General features: G+C 69.1%; 15 protein-coding genes and 1 tRNA gene. 12 read left to right on the top strand and 4 right to left on the bottom strand.

Annotated features, from left to right (window positions below; translation table 11 throughout):
- Positions 1–80 precede the first annotated feature (80 nt).
- The 8 genes from C7H75_RS07145 to nrfD all read left to right on the top strand — a co-directional run bounded on the left by C7H75_RS07145 (position 81) and on the right by nrfD (position 10,319).
- Entirely contained in the window at positions 81–1,259 is a 1,179-nt protein-coding gene (locus C7H75_RS07145) for an aminotransferase class V-fold PLP-dependent enzyme (RefSeq protein ID WP_106851154.1), read from the top strand.
- 98 nt (positions 1,260–1,357) lie between these two features.
- Entirely contained in the window at positions 1,358–1,852 is a 495-nt protein-coding gene (locus tag C7H75_RS07140) for a hypothetical protein (protein ID WP_106851153.1), read from the top strand.
- Between the two features lie 180 nt (positions 1,853–2,032).
- On the top strand, positions 2,033–3,508 hold the full coding sequence (locus C7H75_RS07135) for an FAD-dependent oxidoreductase (RefSeq protein ID WP_005514711.1): 1,476 nt from the start codon (positions 2,033–2,035) through the stop codon (positions 3,506–3,508).
- Positions 3,509–3,762: 254 nt separating this feature from the next.
- Positions 3,763–4,356, top strand: coding sequence for a 50S ribosomal protein L25/general stress protein Ctc (locus C7H75_RS07130; RefSeq protein ID WP_005514712.1), 594 nt, complete (start codon positions 3,763–3,765; stop codon positions 4,354–4,356).
- Positions 4,357–4,468: 112 nt separating this feature from the next.
- Entirely contained in the window at positions 4,469–5,047 is a 579-nt protein-coding gene (gene pth / locus C7H75_RS07125) for an aminoacyl-tRNA hydrolase (protein ID WP_013415249.1), read from the top strand.
- Between the two features lie 90 nt (positions 5,048–5,137).
- Complete coding sequence (gene fdh, locus C7H75_RS07115) at positions 5,138–8,380, top strand: formate dehydrogenase (protein ID WP_175280024.1); 3,243 nt, start codon at positions 5,138–5,140, stop codon at positions 8,378–8,380.
- A gap of 2 nt (positions 8,381–8,382) precedes the next feature.
- Positions 8,383–9,330 (top strand): 4Fe-4S dicluster domain-containing protein, encoded by a 948-nt coding sequence (locus C7H75_RS07110; RefSeq protein WP_069856127.1) that lies wholly within the window; start codon positions 8,383–8,385, stop codon positions 9,328–9,330.
- Positions 9,327–10,319, top strand: a complete 993-nt coding sequence (gene nrfD, locus C7H75_RS07105) for an NrfD/PsrC family molybdoenzyme membrane anchor subunit (protein ID WP_022594655.1) — start codon at positions 9,327–9,329, stop codon at positions 10,317–10,319. Before C7H75_RS07110 ends, nrfD begins: the two co-directional genes overlap by 4 nt.
- Here nrfD and selB read toward each other — a convergent pair.
- The 3 genes from selB to C7H75_RS07090 form a co-directional block, all read right to left on the bottom strand.
- On the bottom strand, positions 10,304–12,055 hold the full coding sequence (selB, locus tag C7H75_RS07100; RefSeq protein WP_217451369.1) for a selenocysteine-specific translation elongation factor: 1,752 nt from the start codon (positions 12,053–12,055) through the stop codon (positions 10,304–10,306). The genes nrfD and selB overlap by 16 nt on opposite strands.
- On the bottom strand, positions 12,055–13,308 hold the full coding sequence (gene selA / locus C7H75_RS07095; protein ID WP_022594652.1) for an L-seryl-tRNA(Sec) selenium transferase: 1,254 nt from the start codon (positions 13,306–13,308) through the stop codon (positions 12,055–12,057). Before selA ends, selB begins: the two co-directional genes overlap by 1 nt.
- A gap of 85 nt (positions 13,309–13,393) precedes the next feature.
- Positions 13,394–13,489: transfer RNA gene (locus tag C7H75_RS07090), tRNA-Sec, on the bottom strand.
- 24 nt (positions 13,490–13,513) lie between these two features.
- Here C7H75_RS07090 and selD point away from each other — a divergent pair.
- Positions 13,514–14,518, top strand: coding sequence for a selenide, water dikinase SelD (selD, locus tag C7H75_RS07085; protein ID WP_106851150.1), 1,005 nt, complete (start codon positions 13,514–13,516; stop codon positions 14,516–14,518).
- Positions 14,519–14,528: 10 nt separating this feature from the next.
- On the opposite strand, the gene C7H75_RS07080 is transcribed toward selD, so the two are convergent.
- Complete coding sequence (locus C7H75_RS07080; RefSeq protein WP_106851149.1) at positions 14,529–17,723, bottom strand: type I restriction endonuclease subunit R; 3,195 nt, start codon at positions 17,721–17,723, stop codon at positions 14,529–14,531.
- Between the two features lie 171 nt (positions 17,724–17,894).
- On the opposite strand from C7H75_RS07080, the gene C7H75_RS07075 reads away from it, so the two are divergent.
- The 3 genes from C7H75_RS07075 (at position 17,895) to C7H75_RS07065 (ending at position 19,650) form a co-directional block, all read left to right on the top strand.
- Entirely contained in the window at positions 17,895–18,398 is a 504-nt protein-coding gene (locus C7H75_RS07075) for a hypothetical protein (protein WP_106851148.1), read from the top strand.
- 46 nt (positions 18,399–18,444) lie between these two features.
- Positions 18,445–19,119, top strand: a complete 675-nt coding sequence (locus C7H75_RS07070; RefSeq protein WP_106851147.1) for a DUF4352 domain-containing protein — start codon at positions 18,445–18,447, stop codon at positions 19,117–19,119.
- A gap of 192 nt (positions 19,120–19,311) precedes the next feature.
- Positions 19,312–19,650: a hypothetical protein gene (locus C7H75_RS07065; RefSeq protein ID WP_106851146.1), complete on the top strand. Its 339-nt coding sequence runs from the start codon at positions 19,312–19,314 to the stop codon at positions 19,648–19,650.
- Positions 19,651–19,861: the final 211 nt, after the last annotated feature.

Here is a 19,861-nt window from a genome sequence, read left to right as displayed (position 1 = left end):
TCCCCTCGGGAGCGGTCGAGCGTCCTTCTCGAGGGTAGAGCTCACTCCCTGTCGTGGCTACCGATCGGGAGGAATAGCCGATGCTCGATCTCGAACGCCTCCGGCTCGACACTCCGGGTTGTCTGGAAAGAGTGTTTCTCGACAGCGCCGGATCGTCACTGCCCCCTCAGCCGGTGCTCGCGACCGTGATCGAACATCTTCGGCGCGAGGCCGAGGTGGGCGGGTACGTCGCGGCCGCCGAACGTGCGGACGACCTCGCCGCCGTGCGGGATTCGATCGCACGCCTGATCGGCGCCTCACCGGTGGAGATCGCGCTCGTGGACAGCGCGACCCGGGCGTGGTGCGACTTCTTCACGTCGATCCCGTTGGGGCCTGGCGATCGAGTGTTGCTGTCTCAGGTGGAGTACGCGAGCAACGCGATCACTGCCCTGCATCGCGCGAAGGAGACGGGCGCGTCGGTCGAGGTCGTCCCCAGTGACCCGAGCGGCCGGATCGACCTGGACGCCCTCGCTCGGATGCTCGACGACCGCGTCGCGCTGGTGTCGCTCGTTCACGTCCCCACCAACGGCGGCCTGATCAACCCGGTGCGCGAGGTTGTCGACCTCGCGCACCGGCACGGCGCGCTGGTCCTCCTCGACGCCTGCCAATCGGTGGGCCAGCTCCCCATCGACGTCGGCGCGCTCGGTGTCGACGCACTCTCCGCCACCGGACGCAAATGGTTGCGGGGACCGCGCGGCACCGGATTCCTGTATCTACGGGGCGCCCTCGCCCGCGAACTGAAGCCCCTGGCGATGGATCTGCAAGGGGCGCAGTGGTTGTCGCCCGACGAGTACCTGCCCGCCGCGGATGCGTCGCGCTTCGAGCTGTGGGAATGCGATGTGGCTGCTCGACTGGGGCTGGGCGTTGCAGTCGACTACCTGCTGAGCCTCGGGATCGACTATGCGGCGCGTGCGATCGCGGCCGGCGCCGAACGGATTCGGAACGAGCTGGACGCCTTGCCGGGCGTGCAGGTCCACGATCTCGGCACCGACCGCTGCGGAATCGTGACGTTCACGGTCGACGGCCGGGAGCCGTCGGGCATTCGAGACGCGCTGGCGGACAAGGGGATAACGGTGACCGTGAGTGGACGGTCGTCGACTCTGCTCGACATGAGTGCGCGCGGGCTCGATGCCGTGGTGCGCGCCTCGCCGCACTACTTCGTCTCCGACAGCGATCTGTCGCGGTTCGTCGACGCCGTTTCCCAGCTGACCCTCGAGTAACAATTCGGACAACTGATTCGCAAAGCTCACTTACTGCCTACCAACCGACTGGTATCTGTTTGTCCGGCATGTACCGATCAATGGGGAGGAATAGAGTAATGCGACGTATCAAGGCTGCCGTTCTCGGGGCGGGCGTCATCGCGTCGGCGCTGTTGCTGGCGGGATGCAACGACGACGGCGACACAACGGCCGAGACGACAACCACCGCGCCGTCCTCGACGACGACCGCACCGAGTACCACGACGGCACCGACCAGCCCGCCCGGCGACGCCGACGCATCTGCTGGTTCCGGCGCGGGAACGGGTGGGGGCAACCGTCCGGCGCCGGGCACCGCGGGCGGTGACAACGCCGGCGGTGGCAACGTCCAGGCGCCGGCCCCCGCGGCGCCGGCGCCCGCACCCGCACCCGGCGGGGGCGACGCGCCCGCCGCACCGGAGGCCCCCGCAGTCGGGGATCCGGAGAAGGAGGGCCCGGAGGACGGGACGGAGAATCCGGAGAAGACCCCCGAAGACACCCCGCCCGGGGAAGGGACGGCGCCGGGCGACGGCACCGACGGCGGGACCGGAGGCGACGCCGGGGACTCGAACGGCTGATCTCGACAGCCCCGCGGCGGTGCGGCAATCCCCGACAGGATTGCCGCACCGCCGACCTGCGCCGACCTCACAAACCGCGAAGTTCGTTCCCGCTGGGCGGGAACTGTGTGACGCAACAGTTTTGACGCGTGTAAATGATCTGTGTCACATCTTTGTTTGCGCTTGTGAGAGGACAACCTTATGGCCGAGGCCACACCGATCCGACCGATTTCCGCAGATCACATCACCGATTGGGCCTACGAGGCCGATGTCGTCGTCGCCGGATTCGGCGTCGCCGGTGCATCTGCTGCGGTCGGCGCAGCACAGAACGGTGCCGACGTCCTGGTGCTCGAGCGCACCGGCGGCTGGGGCGGCGCCGCGGCGATGGCCGGCGGTTTCATCTACATGGGTGGTGGCACGCCGCTGCAGAAGGCGTGCGGGTTCGAGGACACCGTCGACAGCATGAAGGCCTTCATGAAGGCTGCACTCGGCCCGGGCACCGACGAGGCCAAGATCGACGCGTACTGCGAGGGCAGCGTCGACCACTACCACTGGCTGGTCGACGAGTGCGGCGTCCCGTTCAAGATGAGCTTCTGGGGCGAGCCGGGCTGGGAGCCGCCGGGTGACGACGGCCTGCAGTACACCGGAGGCGAGAACGCCGCCCCCTTCAACGCGACGATTCCGCCGGCACCGCGCGGCCACGTCCCCCAGATGGAGGACAAGCACGTCAGCACCGAGAAGGGCGGCGGCTACATGCTCATGAAGCCGCTCGTGGATACAGCCAAGGCGCTGAATGTGCGCGCCGAGTACGACATGCGCGTGCAGACGCTGATCGTCGACGCCGACGGCCGTGTCGTCGGCCTGCTCGCCAAGCAGTACGGCAAGGACGTCGCGGTCCGTGCCCGCAAGGGTGTCGTCCTGGCGACCGGCAGCTTCGCCTACAACAACGAGATGCTCGAGTCGTTCGCGCCGAAGATGGTCAACCGGCCCGCCGCCTCGATCGAGGAGCACGACGGCCGCGCGATCCGCATGGCGCAGGCACTCGGTGCAGATCTCGCCCACATGGACGCGGCCGAGGTCGCGTTCTTCTGCGATCCGCAGCTGTTCATCCGCGGCATCCTCGTCAACGGCCGCGGCCAGCGGTACATCAACGAGGACACCTACCCCGGCCGCGTCGGCCAGGCCACGCTGTACGAGAACCACAACGAGGCGTACCTGATCATCGACGAGGCCGCGTACGAGGAGGGCATGACCCGCCCGACGTCGAGCCCGCAGCTGCGTCACCAGCCCAAGTGGGTCGCCGAGACCGTCGAGGAGCTCGAGGCCGAGATGGGTCTGCCCGCAGGAGCCCTGCAGGCGACCGTCGACGTCTTCAACCGCCACGCCGAGAACGGCGAGGATCCGCTGTTCGGCAAGAAGACGGAATGGGTCAAGCCCATCGGCTCCCCCGTGGCCGCGATCGACCTGCGCGGCATGACCGGGGGCTTCACACTCGGCGGCCTGCGCACCAACACCGACTCCGAGGTGCTGCACGTCTCCGGTGAACCGATCCCCGGCTTGTTCGCTGCCGGCCGCTGCACCTCCGGCGTCTGCGCCGGCGGCTACGCGTCGGGCACCTCGCTCGGCGACGGCAGCTTCTTCGGCCGTCGCGCCGGCATCAGCGCCGCCAAGGCCTGACCCTTCCCGATCCGCATCGGGCCCGGTCGGCGCATTCGCGCAGACCGGGCCCGATTCTGTTCCGGACAGCGATCCGGTAGACTGCATCGAGTTGTCTCGGCGAGGGCGATTCGCGTAACGCGCTGAATCACCGTGATCGACGCGGCACGGCTTCGATAGAGCAGTTTGCTCCGGCCGTTCGTGTCAGTCCGCCCCTCGTCGCGACGAACGACCGTCAACGAATATCTCACGTGAGTTGTAGGAGCCGTTTCACCATGTCTGACGACAACAAGCTCGTAGCCTCTGTCCGTTCCGAGTTCGGCAAGGGCGCTGCCCGCCGTGCCCGCCGCGACGGCCAGGTCCCCGCGGTCCTGTACGGCCACGGCACCGACCCGCAGCACCTGAACCTCCCGGCTCGCGAGTTCGCCGCCATCCTGCGCGCGCACGGCACCAACGTCGTCATCAACCTGGACATCGACGGCAAGGATCAGCTGGCGCTGACCAAGTCGGTCGTCGTCCACCCGATCCGTCGCCACATCGAGCACGCCGACCTGCTGATCGTCCAGAAGGGCGAGAAGGTTGCCGTCGAGGTCCCGATCGTCGTCACCGGCACCGCCGCTCCGGGTGCGCTGGTCACCGAGGAGACCACCACGATCAAGCTCGAGGTCGACGCTCTGGACATCCCCGAGTCCGTCGAGATCTCGGTCGAGGGCGCCGAGGTCGGCACCCAGTTCCTGGCCGGCGCGGTTGCGCTGCCCAAGGGCGCTACCCTGGCCGACGACGCCGAGCTGCTGCTCGTGAACGTCGTTGCCGCTCAGGCTGCCGAGCCCGCCGCCGGCGAGGAGACCGAGGCCGAGGCCGAGGCCTGATCAGCTCCGCGCTGAACATCCAGCGGCGCGTCGATCCCGTTCGGGTTCGACGCGCCGCTGTTCTGTGAGCACTGTCGTATGAGCACCGTCGCATCGAAAGGACTCCCGAGCAGTGAGTGACGACAACGGCACCGCAGTGGTCGTCGGCCTGGGCAACCCGGGACCGCAGTACGAGAAGACCCGCCACAACATCGGTTTCATGGTGGCCGACGTCCTCGCCGGCCGCGTGGGCGGAAAGTTCAGCGCCCACAAGCGCAGTGGCGCCGAGATCGTGCAGACCCGGCTCGTCGGCCGGCAGGTGATCCTCGCCAAGCCCCGCTCGTACATGAATCTGTCGGGTGGCGCGGTGTCCGGACTGGCCCGCTTCTTCTCGGTGAAGCCGGAGAACATCGTCGTGATCCACGACGAACTGGACCTCGACTTCGGCACCATCCGGCTCAAGCAGGGCGGCGGCGAGGGCGGCCACAACGGCCTGCGCTCGATCTCGCAGTCCCTCGGCACCAAGGACTACCTGCGCACCCGCGTCGGCATCGGCCGCCCGCCGGGCCGACAGGATCCCGCCGACTACGTGCTCAAGCCCTTCTCCACCGTCGAACGCAAGGAACTCGATCTCGTCTGCGAGGAAGCCGCGGACGCCGTCGAACTGGTGCTGCAGCTCGGACTCGAGGCGGCGCAGAACCGGCTGCACTGACGGCCGACCTGCGCATCGGTTGCGAATCCCCGCCTGGTGACGTTGCATGGGTGAGACCACTCGATCGACGGAGCGGACAGGGAGCAGCCGATGAGTATTCGTGACTTCGCGCAGCGCTGGCCGGTGTGGCAGCAGATCACCGGCACCGACCCGCTCGGTCGCGGCGCGGCCGCCCAGTCCCGCCGCTCTCTCGAGATCACCCCCCGCACCGAATCGGCCGATCGGGTCGTCAAGAGCGTGTGCCCGTACTGCGCCGTCGGCTGCGGGCAGAAGATCTACGTCCGCGACGAGAAGGTCGTCCAGATCGAGGGCGATCCGGACAGCCCGATCTCGCGCGGGCGTCTGTGCCCCAAGGGCTCGGCCAGCAAGCAGCTCGTGACGAACCCCGACCGGGTCACCACCGTGCTGCACCGTCGCCCGTATGCGAGCGAGTGGGAAGAAATCGACCTGGACACAGCCATGGAGATGGTCGCCGACCGGGTGCTCGAGTCGCGAGATCAGTTCTGGCAGTGGGAAGACGACGAGGGCCGACGGGTGCGGCGCACGTCCGGTGTCGCGAGCCTCGGCGGCGCGACGCTGGACAACGAAGAGAACTACCTGATGAAGAAGCTCTACACCGCGCTCGGCGCGATCGAGGTGGAGAATCAGGCCCGTATTTGACACTCCTCCACAGTTCCCGGTCTGGGAACCTCGTTCGGCCGTGGTGGTGCCACGAACTACCAGCAGGACCTCGTCAACGCGGACTGCATCATCATCCAGGGCTCCAACATGGCGGAGTGCCACCCCGTCGGTTTCCAGTGGGTGATGGAAGCGAAGCTGCGGGGCGCCAAGGTCATTCACGTGGATCCGCGGTTCACCCGCACCAGCGCTGTCGCGGATCTGCATGTCCCGGTCCGCGCCGGCTCGGACATCGCGTTCCTGGGTGGGCTCATCAACTACGTGCTGGCCCACGACGCGTACTTCCACGACTACGTCGTGGCGTACACGAACGCGCCGATGATCGTCTCCGACGATTTCCGGGACACCGAGGATCTGGCGGGCCTGTTCTCCGGGTTCGACGTGGAGGGCCGGCAGTACGACACCAGCAGCTGGCAGTACCGGGACGGTGGGTCGCAGTCTCCAGCGGCCGGTGCGCGTGATGCCGAGTCCGGGGAGACCGAGGCGTCGGGCAGCGGCGGAGCGCTCACCGGAAGCGCGGACGAGGTGCCGCAGCGGGACGACTCGCTGCGGGACCCGCGATGCGTCTTCCAGGTACTCAAGCGGCACTTCGAGCGGTACACGCCCGAGATGGTCGAGCAGGCGTGCGGTGTTCCGCGCGAGAGCTTCCTCGAGGTGGCCCGGGCGCTGACCGAGAACTCGGGCCGCGACCGGACGTCGGCGTTCTGCTACGCGGTGGGCTGGACCCAGCACACCGTCGGCGTGCAGTACATCCGCACGGCATCGATCCTCCAACTCCTGCTCGGCAACATCGGCCGGCCGGGTGGCGGGATCATGGCGCTGCGCGGGCACGCGAGCATCCAGGGGTCGACGGACATCCCGACGCTGTACAACCTGCTGCCCGGGTACATCCCGATGCCGCACGCGCACAAGCACATCGATCTGGACACCTTCGTCGGCGAAAACGCCGGTGCGAAGGGCTTCTGGGGCAACATGCGCGCGTACACGGTGAGCATGCTCAAGTCGTGGTGGGGTGACGCGGCCACGGCCGAGAACGACTTCTGCTTCGACTACCTGCCGCGCCTGACCGGCACGCACGATTCGACGGACACCGTCGAACGGCAGATCAACGAGGGCGGGGGCGGCTACTTCCTGGTCGGCGAGAACCCCGCGGTGGGCACGGCCAACGCCCGCATGCAGCGGGCCGGCCTGGCGAATCTCGACTGGCTGGTGGTGCGCGACCTCGCGATGATCGAGAGCGCGACGTTCTGGAAGGACGGGCCGGAGATCGAGACCGGCGAGATGCGGACCGAGGACATCGGCACCGAGGTCTTCTTCTTCCCGGCCGCCAACCACGCCGAGAAGCAGGGCAGCTTCACCAACACGCAGCGGCTGCTCCAGTGGCACCGCAAGGCGCTGGATCCGCCGGGCGACGCCCGCAGCGACCTGTGGTTCTACTTCCACCTCGGACGCATCCTCAAGGAGAAGCTCGCGGACTCCACCGACGAGCGTGATCGGCCGCTGCTCGATCTCGTGTGGGACTACCCGATGGAGCCCGGCACCGACGAGCCCGACGCGGTCGCGGTCCTGGCCGAGATCAACGGCACGGGTCCCGACGGTCAGCCGCTGTCGATGTACACCCAGTTGCGCGAGGACGGATCGACCCGGTGCGGGTGCTGGATCTACTGCGGGGTGTACGGCGACGGCGTCAATCAGGCCGATCGACGCCGGAGCCGGCACGAGCAGGGCCCGGTGGCGCCGGACTGGGGTTGGGCATGGCCGGCGAACCGGCGCGTGCTCTACAACCGGGCCTCGGCGGATCCCGACGGTGAACCGTGGAGCGAACGCAAGGCGTTCGTGTGGTGGGATCCGGACGCGAACGACGGCGCCGGCCGCTGGACGGGCCACGACGTCCCGGACTTCGAGGCCGACAAGCCGCCGACGTACCGGGCGCCGGAAGGGGCGAGGGCGGAGGACGCGATCAACGGCACCGAACCGTTCATCATGCAGAACGACGGCCGGGCGTGGTTGTACGCGCCGGTGGGCCTGCTGGACGGTCCGATGCCGACGCACTACGAACCACCGGAGTCGCCGCTGCCGAATCCGCTCTATCCGCAGCAGTCCAACCCTGCGCGGATGCCGCATCCGGGAAAGTTCAACCGCTACAACCCCGCTCACGGTGCGGCGGGCAGCGAGGTGTTCCCGTACATGTTCACCACGTACCGCCTCACCGAGCACCACACGGCCGGCGGGATGAGCCGCACGCTGCCGTACCTGTCGGAACTGCAGCCGGAGTTCTTCTGCGAGGTGAGCCCCGAGCTGGCGGCCGAGCGCGGTCTCGAGAACGGGGGGTGGGCGACGATCGTCACCGCCCGCACGGCGATCGAGGCTCGCGTCCTGGTCACCCACCGGATGCAGCCGCTGGTGGTGGACGGTCGACGGCTCCACCAGATCGGGTTGCCGTACCACTGGGGACGGAACGGCATCAGCGTCGGTGACGGCGCCAACGAGCTGCTGCCGCAGGCGCTGGACCCCAACGTGTCCATCCCGTCCACCAAGGCCACCAGCTGCGACATCCAGCCGGGCCGTCGGCCTCGGGGTCCCGCGCTGCTGGAGTACGTGGCCGAGTACCGGCGACGCGCCGGCGTGACACCCGAGACAGGAACGGAGCTGTAACCGTGTCGGACAATCTGTCGAAACTGGGTCGAGCGTTCTTCGGCCCGGGCGACCCCGCGCGGGAAGCGGGGTACACCGACCCGCCGAGCCGCAAGGGCTTCTTCACCGACACCAGCGTGTGCATCGGGTGCAAGGCCTGCGAGGTCGCGTGCAAGGAGTGGAACGCCGTCCCCGAGGACGGGCTCGAGCTGACCGGGATGTCGTACGACAACACCGGGGCGCTCGGCGCCTCGACCTGGCGGCACGTGGCCTTCGTGGAACAGCCGGTGCCGTCCGAGCGACGGCGGGAGACCGTCGATCTGGGGATGCCGGGGACGTCGTTGCCCGGCGCCGACTCCGACGTCACCGAACGCACGGACTTCCGCTGGCTCATGGAGTCGGACGTGTGCAAGCACTGCACGCACGCGGCATGTCTGGACGTGTGTCCCACCGGCGCGCTGTTCCGGACCGAGTTCGGCACCGTCGTGGTTCAGAACGACATCTGCAACGGCTGCGGCTACTGCATTCCCGCCTGCCCGTACGGCGTGATCGACCGCCGCGAGGGTCCCGCCGGGGACCCGGCCGTGGGCCTGGCACAGAAGTGCACGCTCTGTTACGACCGGCTCTCGGGCGGGATGGAACCGGCGTGTGCGAAGGCGTGTCCCACGGATTCGATCCAGTTCGGCGATCTGGACGAGTTGCGCGAGCGCGCCGACCGCCGGCTCGCGCAACTGCAGGACGCGGGTGAGTCGACCGCCCAGCTGTACGGGCGCGACGAGGGCGACGGCGTCGGCGGCACCGGGGCGTTCTTCCTGCTACTGGACGAGCCGGAGGTGTACGGGTTGCCCCCGGACCCGGTGGTCACCACGCGGGACCTGCCCGGGATGTGGCGGCAGGCCGCGGTCGCGGCTGCCACGCTGCTCGGCGGCGCGGTCGTCGCGTTCGCCGGCCGTCGAAAGGGACACCGATGACCGACCGTACCCAGACACGTCGCCGCGGACGGCGCGGGCGCGGCGAGCAGGCGATGGTGCCCGACGCCAAGTTCGAGAGCTACTACGGCCGCCCCATCGTGAAGGCGTCGCCGTGGCAGGCGGACATTCCCGCGTACCTCTTTCTCGGCGGGCTGGCCGGCGGCTCGTCGCTGCTGGCCGCCGGGGCGGATCTGACCGGGCGCCCGCACCAACGGCGTTCCGCCCGGGTGATCGCCCTCGGCGCCATCGTGGCGAGCATGTACGCGCTGATCCACGACCTGGGCCGCCCGGCCCGGTTCCATCACATGCTCCGCGTCGCCAAGCCGACGTCCCCGATGAGTGTGGGCACGTGGATCCTGTCGCTGTACGGACCGTTCAACGGCCTGGCCGCGGTCGGCGAGTTCGCGGATCTGCTCCCCCGCCCCATCCGGCGGGGACCGCTGGGCCGGCTGCTGACGTTCGCGACCCGTCCCGCCGGGATCCTGGCCGCGGTCACCGCGCCCGCGGTGGCGTCGTACACCGCCGTGTTGCTCACCGACACCGCGACGCCCAGTTGGCACGAGGCCAAGCGCGAGTTGCCGTTCGTATTCGTCGGCAGCGCGGCCGCGGCCGCGGGCGGGGCGGGCCTGCTGACGGCACCGCTCGCCGAGTCCGGGCCGGCCCGGCGCCTCGCGGTCGGGGGCGCGGCGCTCGAACTGGCGGCGTCGCAGATCATGCAGCGGAGCATGGGCATCACAGCCGAACCGCTGCGGACCGGGACCGCGGGTCGTCTGCACTCCGCTGCGACCGCCCTCACCGCGGGCGGCGCGGTGGGAGCCTTGCTCGGCCGACGCAGCCGCGCGGTGACGGCACTGTCGGGCCTGGCGCTGACCGCAGGATCGGCATGCACGCGCTTCGCCGTCTTCCACGCCGGGCAGGCCTCGGCACGCGATCCGCGGTACACGGTGGTGCCGCAGCGGGAACGGCGTGCCGCTCAGGCCACGACGTGACCGTCCTCCCCCGTCCGGCGGGTCCGCCCCTCGCGGGCGAGGACCTCGAGCAGCGGCATAATCACCCGGCGCGAGGTTCCCAGACGAGTCCGGGCTTCGCTGGGCGTGAAGGGTTCCGGTAGCTCCCGGAGCGCCTCGACGGCGGCGTCCACCGCCCCGGCCCCGAGCCAGACGCCCCCGCCGAGCGGAGTGACCAGTCCCGCCCGGGCACAGGCCGCGAGTTCGCGGTGCCCGAGCCCCAGTTCGGCGAGCTCGCCCGCGCTGGGAGCGACGAAGGGCTCGTCCTCCCACCGCTGCTGCAATCGGGCGGCCGCCTGCGCGACGGGTTCCGGAAGCCCGGCCTCGGCGTCGCGTCGCACGATCCGGCCGTCGTCCACCGTGAGGGCGTCCGCATGTTCGAGCACCGCGGCCAGCAGCTGCGGGTCGGGCAACGCGAGCGCTCGACGCGCCGCCTCGCCGGGCAGGCCGGGCGCGAGCGGATGCGTGCGAGCGTGCTCGTCGACCAGTTTCCCCAGTCTCTCCGCCGCCGAACGTGCCGTGTCGGGGTCGAGCAGCCAATCGCCGGGGCCCGCTGTGTCGGGAACACCGGTGACACCCCACGCCCGCAGATCGCGGGCCCGCGCGAAACCACGTCGGCGCAACTGCGAGCCGACGTCGGGGGCCGCCGCGGCCAGGACCTCGGCGCGCCGACGGGCATCGCCGCGGCGGCGAAGCTCGGGCGGCGCGGGATCGAGTACCACCGCACCCGACGGGATGTGCCCGGCGTCCGGGTCCCGCAGAATCATCCGGTCACCGATCCGCAGCGGCAGCGGCTGCTCGAGCGACAACCGGGCGAACGCGTCGGTGAGCGGTCGGACGCGAGCGCCGATCGCGGCGGATCCGCAGTGCACGACGACGTGTTCCCGCAGCGTTCCGGGCGCCGTCAGGTGCACGTCCACCGTGGCGGTCTCGTACCACCGGTCGGGGGTGAGCAGCGCGTCGCCGCGTGCGATGTCGGAGTTGGCGACGCCGCGCAGGTTCACCGCCACGCGGGCCGGGGCCGGCACCTCCGCGCGGTCCCGGCCGAGCGACTGCAGGCCCCGCACCACCACGCGGGGCCCGTTCGCGCCCACGAGCAGCGTGTCGCCGGTCCGCACGGTGCCGGCTCCGAGGGTGCCGGTCACCACGGTGCCCGCCCCACCGATGGTGAACGAGCGGTCGACCCACAACCGTAAGTCGGCGTCGACGTCCGCCGGGGGCAGATCGTTCCCGAGTCGTTCCAGCGCCGAACGCAATTCGCCCATCCCGGAGCCGGTGACGGCAGACACCGCCACCGTCGGGATGTGCGCGAGCGACGTTCCCGCCAGCGCCGCCCGCGCCTCCTCGGCCGCCGGTTCGGGGTCCAGCAGGTCGCTGCGGGTGATCACCAACACCCCGTGCCGCACGCCCAGCGCCGTCAGCGCGTCGAGGTGCTCCTGGGACTGCGGCATCCAGCCGTCGTCGGCGGCGACGACGAACAACACCGCGGGCACCGGGCCCACGCCGGCGAGCATGTTCGGCACGAACCGTCGGTGCCCCGGCACGTCGACGAAGGCGACGGTCCGGCCGTTCGGCAGCGTCGTGGACGCGAAGCCCAGGTCGATCGTGAGACCGCGGCGGCGTTCCTCGGCCCAGCGGTCCGGTTCCTCGCCGGTGAGCGCACGGATCAGCGTGGATTTGCCGTGATCGACGTGCCCGGCGGTCGCGACGACGAACATCACCGCGCCGCCAGGATCGCCCGATACAGGTCGTCGTCCGCGGACGGGCGGACGGTTCGCAGATCGAGCAGACACCGGCCGTCGAGCACCCGGCCGAGCACGGCCGGACGACCCGCGCGCAGCAGGTCCGCGTACGCCGCGGGCAGACTCACCGCCGCGCTGGGCAGGTCCACCCCCGGCGCTCCGCCGCCACCGACCGTGGCCGCCGAGTCGGCGGCCACCGCGTCGACGCCGGCGCTACGCAGGCGGTCCGCCATCGTCTCGGCTCGCCGTCGCAGCTCCGCGACATCCGCGGAAAGTGCTGCGGCGGTGGGTGTTTGCGGTCCGCGCAGGGTCGCCTCGAACGCGGCCAGCGTCAGCTTGTCCACGCGCATCGCACGCGCCAGCGGGTGGCGTCGCAGCCGGTGCACCAGTTCCGCGCGTCCGCCGATCACCCCCGCCTGGGGTCCACCGAGAAGCTTGTCACCGCTCGCGGTCACGAGGTCGGCACCCGCCCGCAACGTCGAGGCCATGTCCGGCTCGTCGGGCAATACCGGGTGGCGCGCAAGCAGTCCCGAGCCGATGTCCACCACGAGCGGGCAGTCGAGGCCCGCGAGGTCGCGGACCGCGACGCTCGACGTGAAGCCGGTGATCCGGAAGTTCGAGGGATGCACCTTCAGGACGAACGCCGTCTCCGCGTCTATCGCGCGCACGTAGTCGTCGAGGTGCACCCGGTTGGTGGTGCCCACCTCGCGCAGTCGCGCGCCGGTCGATTCCAGCAGGTCCGGCAGCCGGAACCCGTCTCCGATCTCCACCATCTCGCCGCGGGCGATGACGATGTTGCGGCGTTCACCGCCGAGAGCCGTGGCGGCCAGCGCCAACGCCGCCGCGCCGTTGTTGACGATGTGGACGTCCTCGGCATCGGGCACCGCCGACCGGAGGGCGTCCAGCGCGCCGCGCCCGCGCTTGCCGCGCTGCCCCGACACCAGGTCCAGTTCGACATCGTTGGTGCCCGCAGCCAGTTCGAGCGCTCGGACCGCGGCCGTCGACAGCGGCGCCCGGCCGAGGTTGGTGTGTAGCAGCACTCCGGTCGCGTTGAGCACGGGAGTCAGCGTCACCGGCGTGGCGGGCAGACCGTCGAGCACGACGTCGACGACGCCCTCGGGTGCCAGCAAACCTTGCCGCACCTGCTGCTGGGCGGCGCGGATCCCCGCTTTGACGGTCTCGCGGCCCACCGTGTCGATCGCCTCGCGCAACCGCTCGTCCCGGAGCACCGCGTCGGTGGACGGGACGCGCCGGCGCGGATCGGCCTCGCGGGTCTGCTGCTCGGCTATCGCGGTACCTCACTTCTCATGGCTTTGGCGGAGGCGGACGGGAATCGAACCCGCCTGACCGAGATACTCGGCCACGTCGGTTTTGAAGACCGCGGAGACCACCAGGTGCCCATACGCCTCCGCTGAAAGACCTTAGGCTGCCTCCATGGGTTCCGCACAACACACCGACAGACTGACCTCATATGCGCACGGCGGCGGATGTGCCTGCAAGATCCCGCCGGGAGCGCTCGAGTCGGTGGTGGCCGGTCTGGTCGCGGCGCCTGTCGCCGAACCCGCGGCCCCGCTGATCGTGGGACTCGACAACGGTGACGACGCGGCCGTCGTGCAGGTGCGCGGCGACCTGGCGGTGATCAGCACGGCGGACTTCTTCACGCCCGTCGTCGACGACCCGTACGACTGGGGGCGCATCGCCGCGGCCAACGCCCTGTCCGACGTATACGCGATGGGCGGCACTCCGGTGGTGGCGATCAACCTGCTGGTGTGGCCGATCGACCGGCTGCCCTACGAGGTGGCCGCGGAGGTGCTGCGCGGCGGCCGGGACGTCGCTGCCGCCGCGGGCTGCCACGTGGCCGGTGGGCACAGCGTCGACGACCCCGAACCGAAGTACGGCATGGCGGTGACCGGAACCGCCGACCCGGCTCGCCTGATGCGCAACGACGCCGGACGCGCCGGCATCCCGCTGTCGCTGACCAAGCCGCTGGGCATCGGTGTCCTCAACAGCCGCCACAAGAACACCGGAGAGGTGTTCCCGCAGGCGATCTCGGCGATGACTACGCTCAACGACCGAGCCTCCCGCGACGCCGTCGGGGCCGGGATCACGTGCGCGACGGACGTGACCGGCTTCGGTCTGCTGGGGCACCTGTTCAAGCTGGCCCGCGCCAGCGGGGTGTCCGCCGTCGTCGATGCCGCCGCGGTCGAGTACCTGGACGGCGCCCGCGACGCGCTCGCCGCCGGCTTCGTCAGCGGCGGCACCCGCCGCAACCTCGACTGGGTCCGCCCGCACCTGGACGCCTCCGTGAGCGAGGACGAGTTGCTGCTGCTCGCGGACGCCCAGACGTCGGGCGGGCTGCTCGTTGCCGGCGAGATCCCCGGGGCTCCGGTGATCGGCGAACTCGTTCCCGCCGGGGATGCGGTGCTGATGGTGCGGTGAGGGCGAGGGCCTACGCCGCCATCGACGGCGCAATGATCTCCATCTGTTCGATGACGAGCTTGATCGCCGCGGGCTGACGATCCGGCGGATAACCGTGCCGCGTGAGCAGTCGCTTGATCTGTGACCGCAGCCGGGCCTTGACGTCCTCGCGCACGGTCCAGTCGGTCGACGCGTCCCGCCGCATCACGGCGACGAGGTCGCGGGCGATGTCGGCAAGCTTGCCCTCGCCCTGCTCCTCGACCGCCGACTCGTTCTGAGCGACCGCGTCGTAGAAGGCCAGCTCGTTCTCATCGAGCGGCGGTGTGAAGCGGCTGCCCCGATCGGACTCGGCGGCCACCTCCTTCGCCATCTCCACGAGAGCGGCGATCACCTCGGCCGACGTGAGCTGGCTGTTGGTGTACTTGATCATCAGCGCCTGCAGCCGCTCCGAGAACGCGCGCTGCCGGATGACGTTGTGCTTGGCCGCCTTCCGGGACTCGTCGGTGATGAGCTTGCGTAGGGCCTCGATCGCCAGGTTCGGGTTCTTCGCTTCCTGCGTGCGACGGATGAAGTCGACGTTGATGTCCTTCAGAGACGGCTTTGGCATGCCGGCGGCGTCGTAGATGTCGAGGACCTCCCCCGATTCCACCGAGGCCGCCATCAGCTGCCGCAGGGCCCGCTGCACGTCTTCCGGGACTGCTTGGCCGCGCGCGTAGCGCTCCTCGGCGTCCCACTTGGCCATGTAGACCCGGACCTCCTCGAAGAACTGCGCTACCGGAGCCAGCTCCCGCAGCGCCTCGTGGCTGCCGCAGATGGCCCACGTCCGCGACAGCTGGGACGCGAACTTGCGGAAGCGAGCCGCCAGGCTCTCCTGACCGTCACCCACCTGGTTCTCGGGGTGCCGGGGATCCCGCAGGTAGTTCACGGTCGCGTTGGCGGCATCGAAATAGGCGCGCGGCCCGGGCTTTTGCAGCTGCTCACGCCAGTCGAATCCGTGCAGGATGTTCTCGAGGATCCGGATGAGATCCTTGGCCGTGTCGATCGCGGCACCGATGTCCTTGCCGATCGGTTTACGCTCACGGTCACTGGCGGTGTACTCCGCGAGCGCCTGCGCGAGATTGTCGGCGACCGGTGCATAGGCGACGAGGAGTCCGTCTTCTTTTCCACGGAAGGTTCGGTTGACGCGGGCCAGTGCCTGCATCAGCAGCGCGCCCTGGAGCGGCCGGTCGAGGTACATCGTGTGCAACGGGGGCGCGTCGAACCCGGTGAGCATCATGTCCTTGACGATGACCAGCTCGAGCTCGTCGTCGATGTCCTTGATCCGCTTCTTGATCGCCGCGTTCTCGGAATCACGGCGCACGTGGTCGCTGATCGGCGGTTCGTCGGTGGGGCCACCGGAGTAGACGACCTTGATCCGCCCCGTGGACAGGTCGTCGGTGTGCCAGTCCGGGCGCAGCGTCACGATCTCCCGGTACAGGTTGGCGCAGATCTCCCGTGTCGCACCGACGATCATCGCCTTTCCCGCAGCCGCCGGGTTCTCGGCGGAGTTGACGAACGGCGTCATGGCCGCCCGGCGGGCCTCCCAGTGCTCGACCAGGTCCGCGGCGAGCTTCTTCAATCTGGTCGGCGCGCCGTAGACCGCATTGATGACCGCGACGCTCTTCTCGATGCGGTCGCGCTCGGTGTCGTCGAGCCCGAGCGTCACCTCGTCCGCCGATGCATCGAGATCCTGCTCCGAAACGTCCTCGGCGAACGACACCTTCACGAGCCGGCTCTCGAAGTACACCGGAACCGTGGCACCGTCGTCGACCGCCCGGGTGAGGTCGTAGATGTCGATGTAGTCGCCGAACACGTCGCGGGTGTTGCGATCGGCCTTCGAGATCGGGGTGCCGGTGAAGGCGATCAGCGTGGCATGCGGCAGCGCGTCGCGCAGGTGGCGGGCGTACCCGTCGAGGTTGTCGTAGTGACTGCGATGCGCCTCGTCGACCATCACGATGACGTTGCGCCGCTCGGTGAGCAGCGGATGGCTTGCGCCCGAGTGTCGTTCGTCGACGGTTCGGCCGAACTTCTGCAGGGTGGTGAAATAGATTCCGCCGGTGGTGCGCCCGGACAGTTCCTGCCGCAATTCCTCGCGCCTGCGGATCTGCTTGGGCTGCTCCGGCAGCAACCGGGACCGCAGGAACGTCTCGTACAGCTGGCCGTCGAGTTCGGTGCGGTCGGTGATGACGACGATCGTCGGGTTGGCCAGCTGCGGATGTCGGATCACCTGGTTCGCGTACAGCTCCATCTCCATGGATTTTCCCGAACCCTGGGTGTGCCAGACGACGCCGGCCTTGCCGCTGGTGCCGACGGCCTGCACCGTCGACCCCACCGCTTTCGTGACCGCGAAGTACTGGTGCGGCTTGGCGATCCGCTTGAGCAGACCGTTTTCGTCGTGGTCGAACGCGGTGAAGTTGCGCAGCAGCTGCAGGAAACGTTCCTGATTGAACAGTCCGAAGAGAGCGGTGTCGAGGGGGGTGGCACCGTCGAGATTCTCATTGGTGACCGGCGCGCCGTAGTCGTCGACGTTCCACGGCGAGAAGTGATTGAACGGCGTGAACGGCGTCCCGTACCGGGCAGTGATGCCGTCCGAGATCAGATTGAAGACGACGAAGCGGAACGCGAGCGGGAACTCCTTCAGATAGGTCCGCAGCTGCGCATGCGCTTGCACCAGGTCTGCGCTCTCGGCGCCGGCCTTCTTGAGTTCGACGATGCTGACCGGCATGCCGTTCAGGTACAGCACGACGTCGAATCGTCGCCGATGGTCGCCCTTGACGATCGTCACTTGGTCGACCGCGAGCCAGTCGTTCTCGTCGGGGTCCGGCGAGAGCAGGCGGATCGTCGGCGTGATCTCCTCGCCGGCGTCGTCGATGTACGAGATCTTCCGCAGACCCTCGGTCAGGAACCCGTGGATCACCTCGTTCTCGGCGATCGCGTCGGTCGACCGGGCGGTCGCGATCTCGGCCACGGCCTGATCTACGACGTGCTCGGGAAGATTCGGGTTGAACCGGGCAATGGCCTGCTTCAACCGCGGCACGATCAGCAGTTCGTCCCACGACGCGCGCTCGCCGGTTCCGGGCGCGATCTCGGTTCCACCGGCGTGCTTCCACCCCAGTTCGCCGAGCGTGTCGAGAGCCATCTGCTCCCAGTCGTTCTCGGTCAACCCGCGGCTCTCGATCACGGCCATGCCCTCCCTCACGACAACACAACAGGGCAAACAGTACCGGGCGCACATACTCGGGCACATTCCATGGCTCTGCCGCTCTGATAACCCCGGTTATCAATCCTTCACTTGGTCTTTCCGCGGGTCAGTTCGCACGATGTGGTCATCACTTCGACCAAACCAGGGAGTCCGTCCGTGACTGTTCCCAGCGAACCCAATTCCCTCCCCACACCGTCCATTCCGTCCGAGCAGCAGAAGCCGAGCCGGCGCCCGTTCTGGCTGGGTGTCGGTGCCGGAGTCACGGCCACCGTGGTCGTCGCAGGCATGGCCGTCGCGGCCGTGGCCGGCGTCCAAGCCATGCGCACCCCGTCCACGTTCGACATCGCGGGCACCTTCACCTTGAAGGGAAAGGCGACCACGTCCGGACTCCCCGCCGACTTCGCCTGCGCCGGTACCGGTGGATACAGCGACCTGTCCCCCACTGCGGCGGTGAAGGTGTCGAACGAGTCCGGCACGCTGCTCGCCAAGGGGCACATGACCGGAAGCTATGGCACCACCGGCTACTGCGTCTTCGACTTCACGGTCACCGATGTGCCCCGCGGCAGCAAGTTCTACGAGGTCGAGATCGCCCACCGCGGCGGCCTGTCCTTCACCGAGGCGGAGGCCGAAGACGGCCTCTCGCTATCGATCGGCGACTGACCGATCAATCCCGATCCCATTCCATTCCCTTCGAAAGGCTTTCACCATGAATGCTCCTCAGCAGCCCTTCCCCGGTCAGCCCTATCCTCCCGCCCCGCAGCCGCCGCAGAAGAAGTCCAAGAAGTGGCCGTGGATCGTCGGTGCCATCGCCGCCGTCGTGGTGATCGGCGCGGTCTCCGGTGGTGGTGACGACGAGAAGAAGACCGTGACGGCGCCGGCGCCTGCCGACGTCGCTGCGGTAGGCGGTGCCACCCCGGCCGCATCCGCACCGGCGTCTGCGCCTGAGCCTGCGCCTGCGCCTGCGCCTGCGCCGAAGAAGACGGTGCCGGGGATGGGAACGCCCGTGCGAGACGGCAAGTTCGAGTTCGTCGTCACGGATGTCGCGACCGGCCTGAGCACCGTCGGCGACAACCCGTTCCTCACCGAGAAAGCGCAGGGCCAGTTCGTGATCGTGACGATGACGGTGCAGAACACCGCCGACAAGCCGAAGGGCCTGAGCCCGAGCGACCAGGAGATGTACGACACGCAGGGCCGCAAGTTCACCGCCGACACGATGGCCGGGATCGCCCTCGGCTCGGACGTCTCGGTCTGGGACGAGATCAACCCCGGCAACAAGGTGACGATGAAGGTCGTCTTCGACATGCCCGCCGATGCTGTGCCTGCCGAAATCGAACTGCACGACTCGATGTTTTCCGGCGGCACCCGCGTCGCGCTGCAGTAGAAGCTTGCCCCGGCGGGCGCGCGCGCAGGGGGCACGCGTCCGCCGGGGCATTCCCATGGGACGCCCGCACGCTCAATCGTTGTCGAGCGGGGGGAGGGCCAGTCCGAGGGATCTGGCTTTCCCCCGGACAACCGGCGTCGGAGGCACCCCCCTTCTTTCGATACTTCGACTCGACCGACATATGGAGGATCCATGCTGACAGCACCGCCGACTGATCGGATTCCGTTCCCGCCCGACGCCGTTGCCACGCTCGCCGTGGTCGAGCGCTGGCAGCGGGCGGCAATCGTCTGGGTCTACACGGACGCCGCGCGCGGCGGAATGACCGTCGAGCAGTTCGCCGGCCTCGGTATCAAGGGGCTGAGGACGGCGCCGTTCGTCGAGCGGTATCGCGAAGCCTGGCAGGAAGCCATCGACCGCGGCTTCGCCACCCCGCTCGGCTTCGGCGACCACATTCCACCTGTTCCGCTCGACTGGAAGTGCACCGGCAATCCGCACATGAGCGGGTGCACGTGTGGGTGTGGCACGCGCTGACGACTCGGCCGTTCACGCCCCCTATCCTTCGACGATCTTCCCCACCGGATCGATGCGCCGGTCGGAAACCCAATCGGCGTGGGCCATTCGGAAGCCGAGGCGCGATGCCATGCCGCGATGCCTCTTCACTATCGCGTCGTAGGCCGGCTTCATGTTGGTCCGATACACGAGCTCGGAGAGCAGAATGAGCTCGAAGGCAACGGATTCGAGC

The organism is Rhodococcus (subgen. Prescottella) equi (assembly GCF_003013675.1).
GTDB classification, from domain to species: Bacteria; Actinomycetota; Actinomycetes; order Mycobacteriales; family Mycobacteriaceae; genus Prescottella; species Prescottella equi.
This window is presented reverse-complemented; position numbering and strand designations above follow the sequence as displayed.

Coding starts and splice junctions, on each gene's coding strand:
- C7H75_RS07145 (WP_106851154.1), top strand. CDS start 81: ATGCTCGATCTCGAACGCCTCCGGCTCGACACTCCGGGTTGTCTGGAA.
- C7H75_RS07140 (WP_106851153.1), top strand. CDS start 1,358: ATGCGACGTATCAAGGCTGCCGTTCTCGGGGCGGGCGTCATCGCGTCG.
- C7H75_RS07135 (WP_005514711.1), top strand. CDS start 2,033: ATGGCCGAGGCCACACCGATCCGACCGATTTCCGCAGATCACATCACC.
- C7H75_RS07130 (WP_005514712.1), top strand. CDS start 3,763: ATGTCTGACGACAACAAGCTCGTAGCCTCTGTCCGTTCCGAGTTCGGC.
- nrfD (WP_022594655.1), top strand. CDS start 9,327: ATGACCGACCGTACCCAGACACGTCGCCGCGGACGGCGCGGGCGCGGC.
- selB (WP_217451369.1), bottom strand. CDS start 12,055: ATGTTCGTCGTCGCGACCGCCGGGCACGTCGATCACGGCAAATCCACG.
- selD (WP_106851150.1), top strand. CDS start 13,514: ATGGGTTCCGCACAACACACCGACAGACTGACCTCATATGCGCACGGC.
- C7H75_RS07080 (WP_106851149.1), bottom strand. CDS start 17,723: ATGGCCGTGATCGAGAGCCGCGGGTTGACCGAGAACGACTGGGAGCAG.
- C7H75_RS07070 (WP_106851147.1), top strand. CDS start 18,445: ATGAATGCTCCTCAGCAGCCCTTCCCCGGTCAGCCCTATCCTCCCGCC.
- C7H75_RS07065 (WP_106851146.1), top strand. CDS start 19,312: ATGCTGACAGCACCGCCGACTGATCGGATTCCGTTCCCGCCCGACGCC.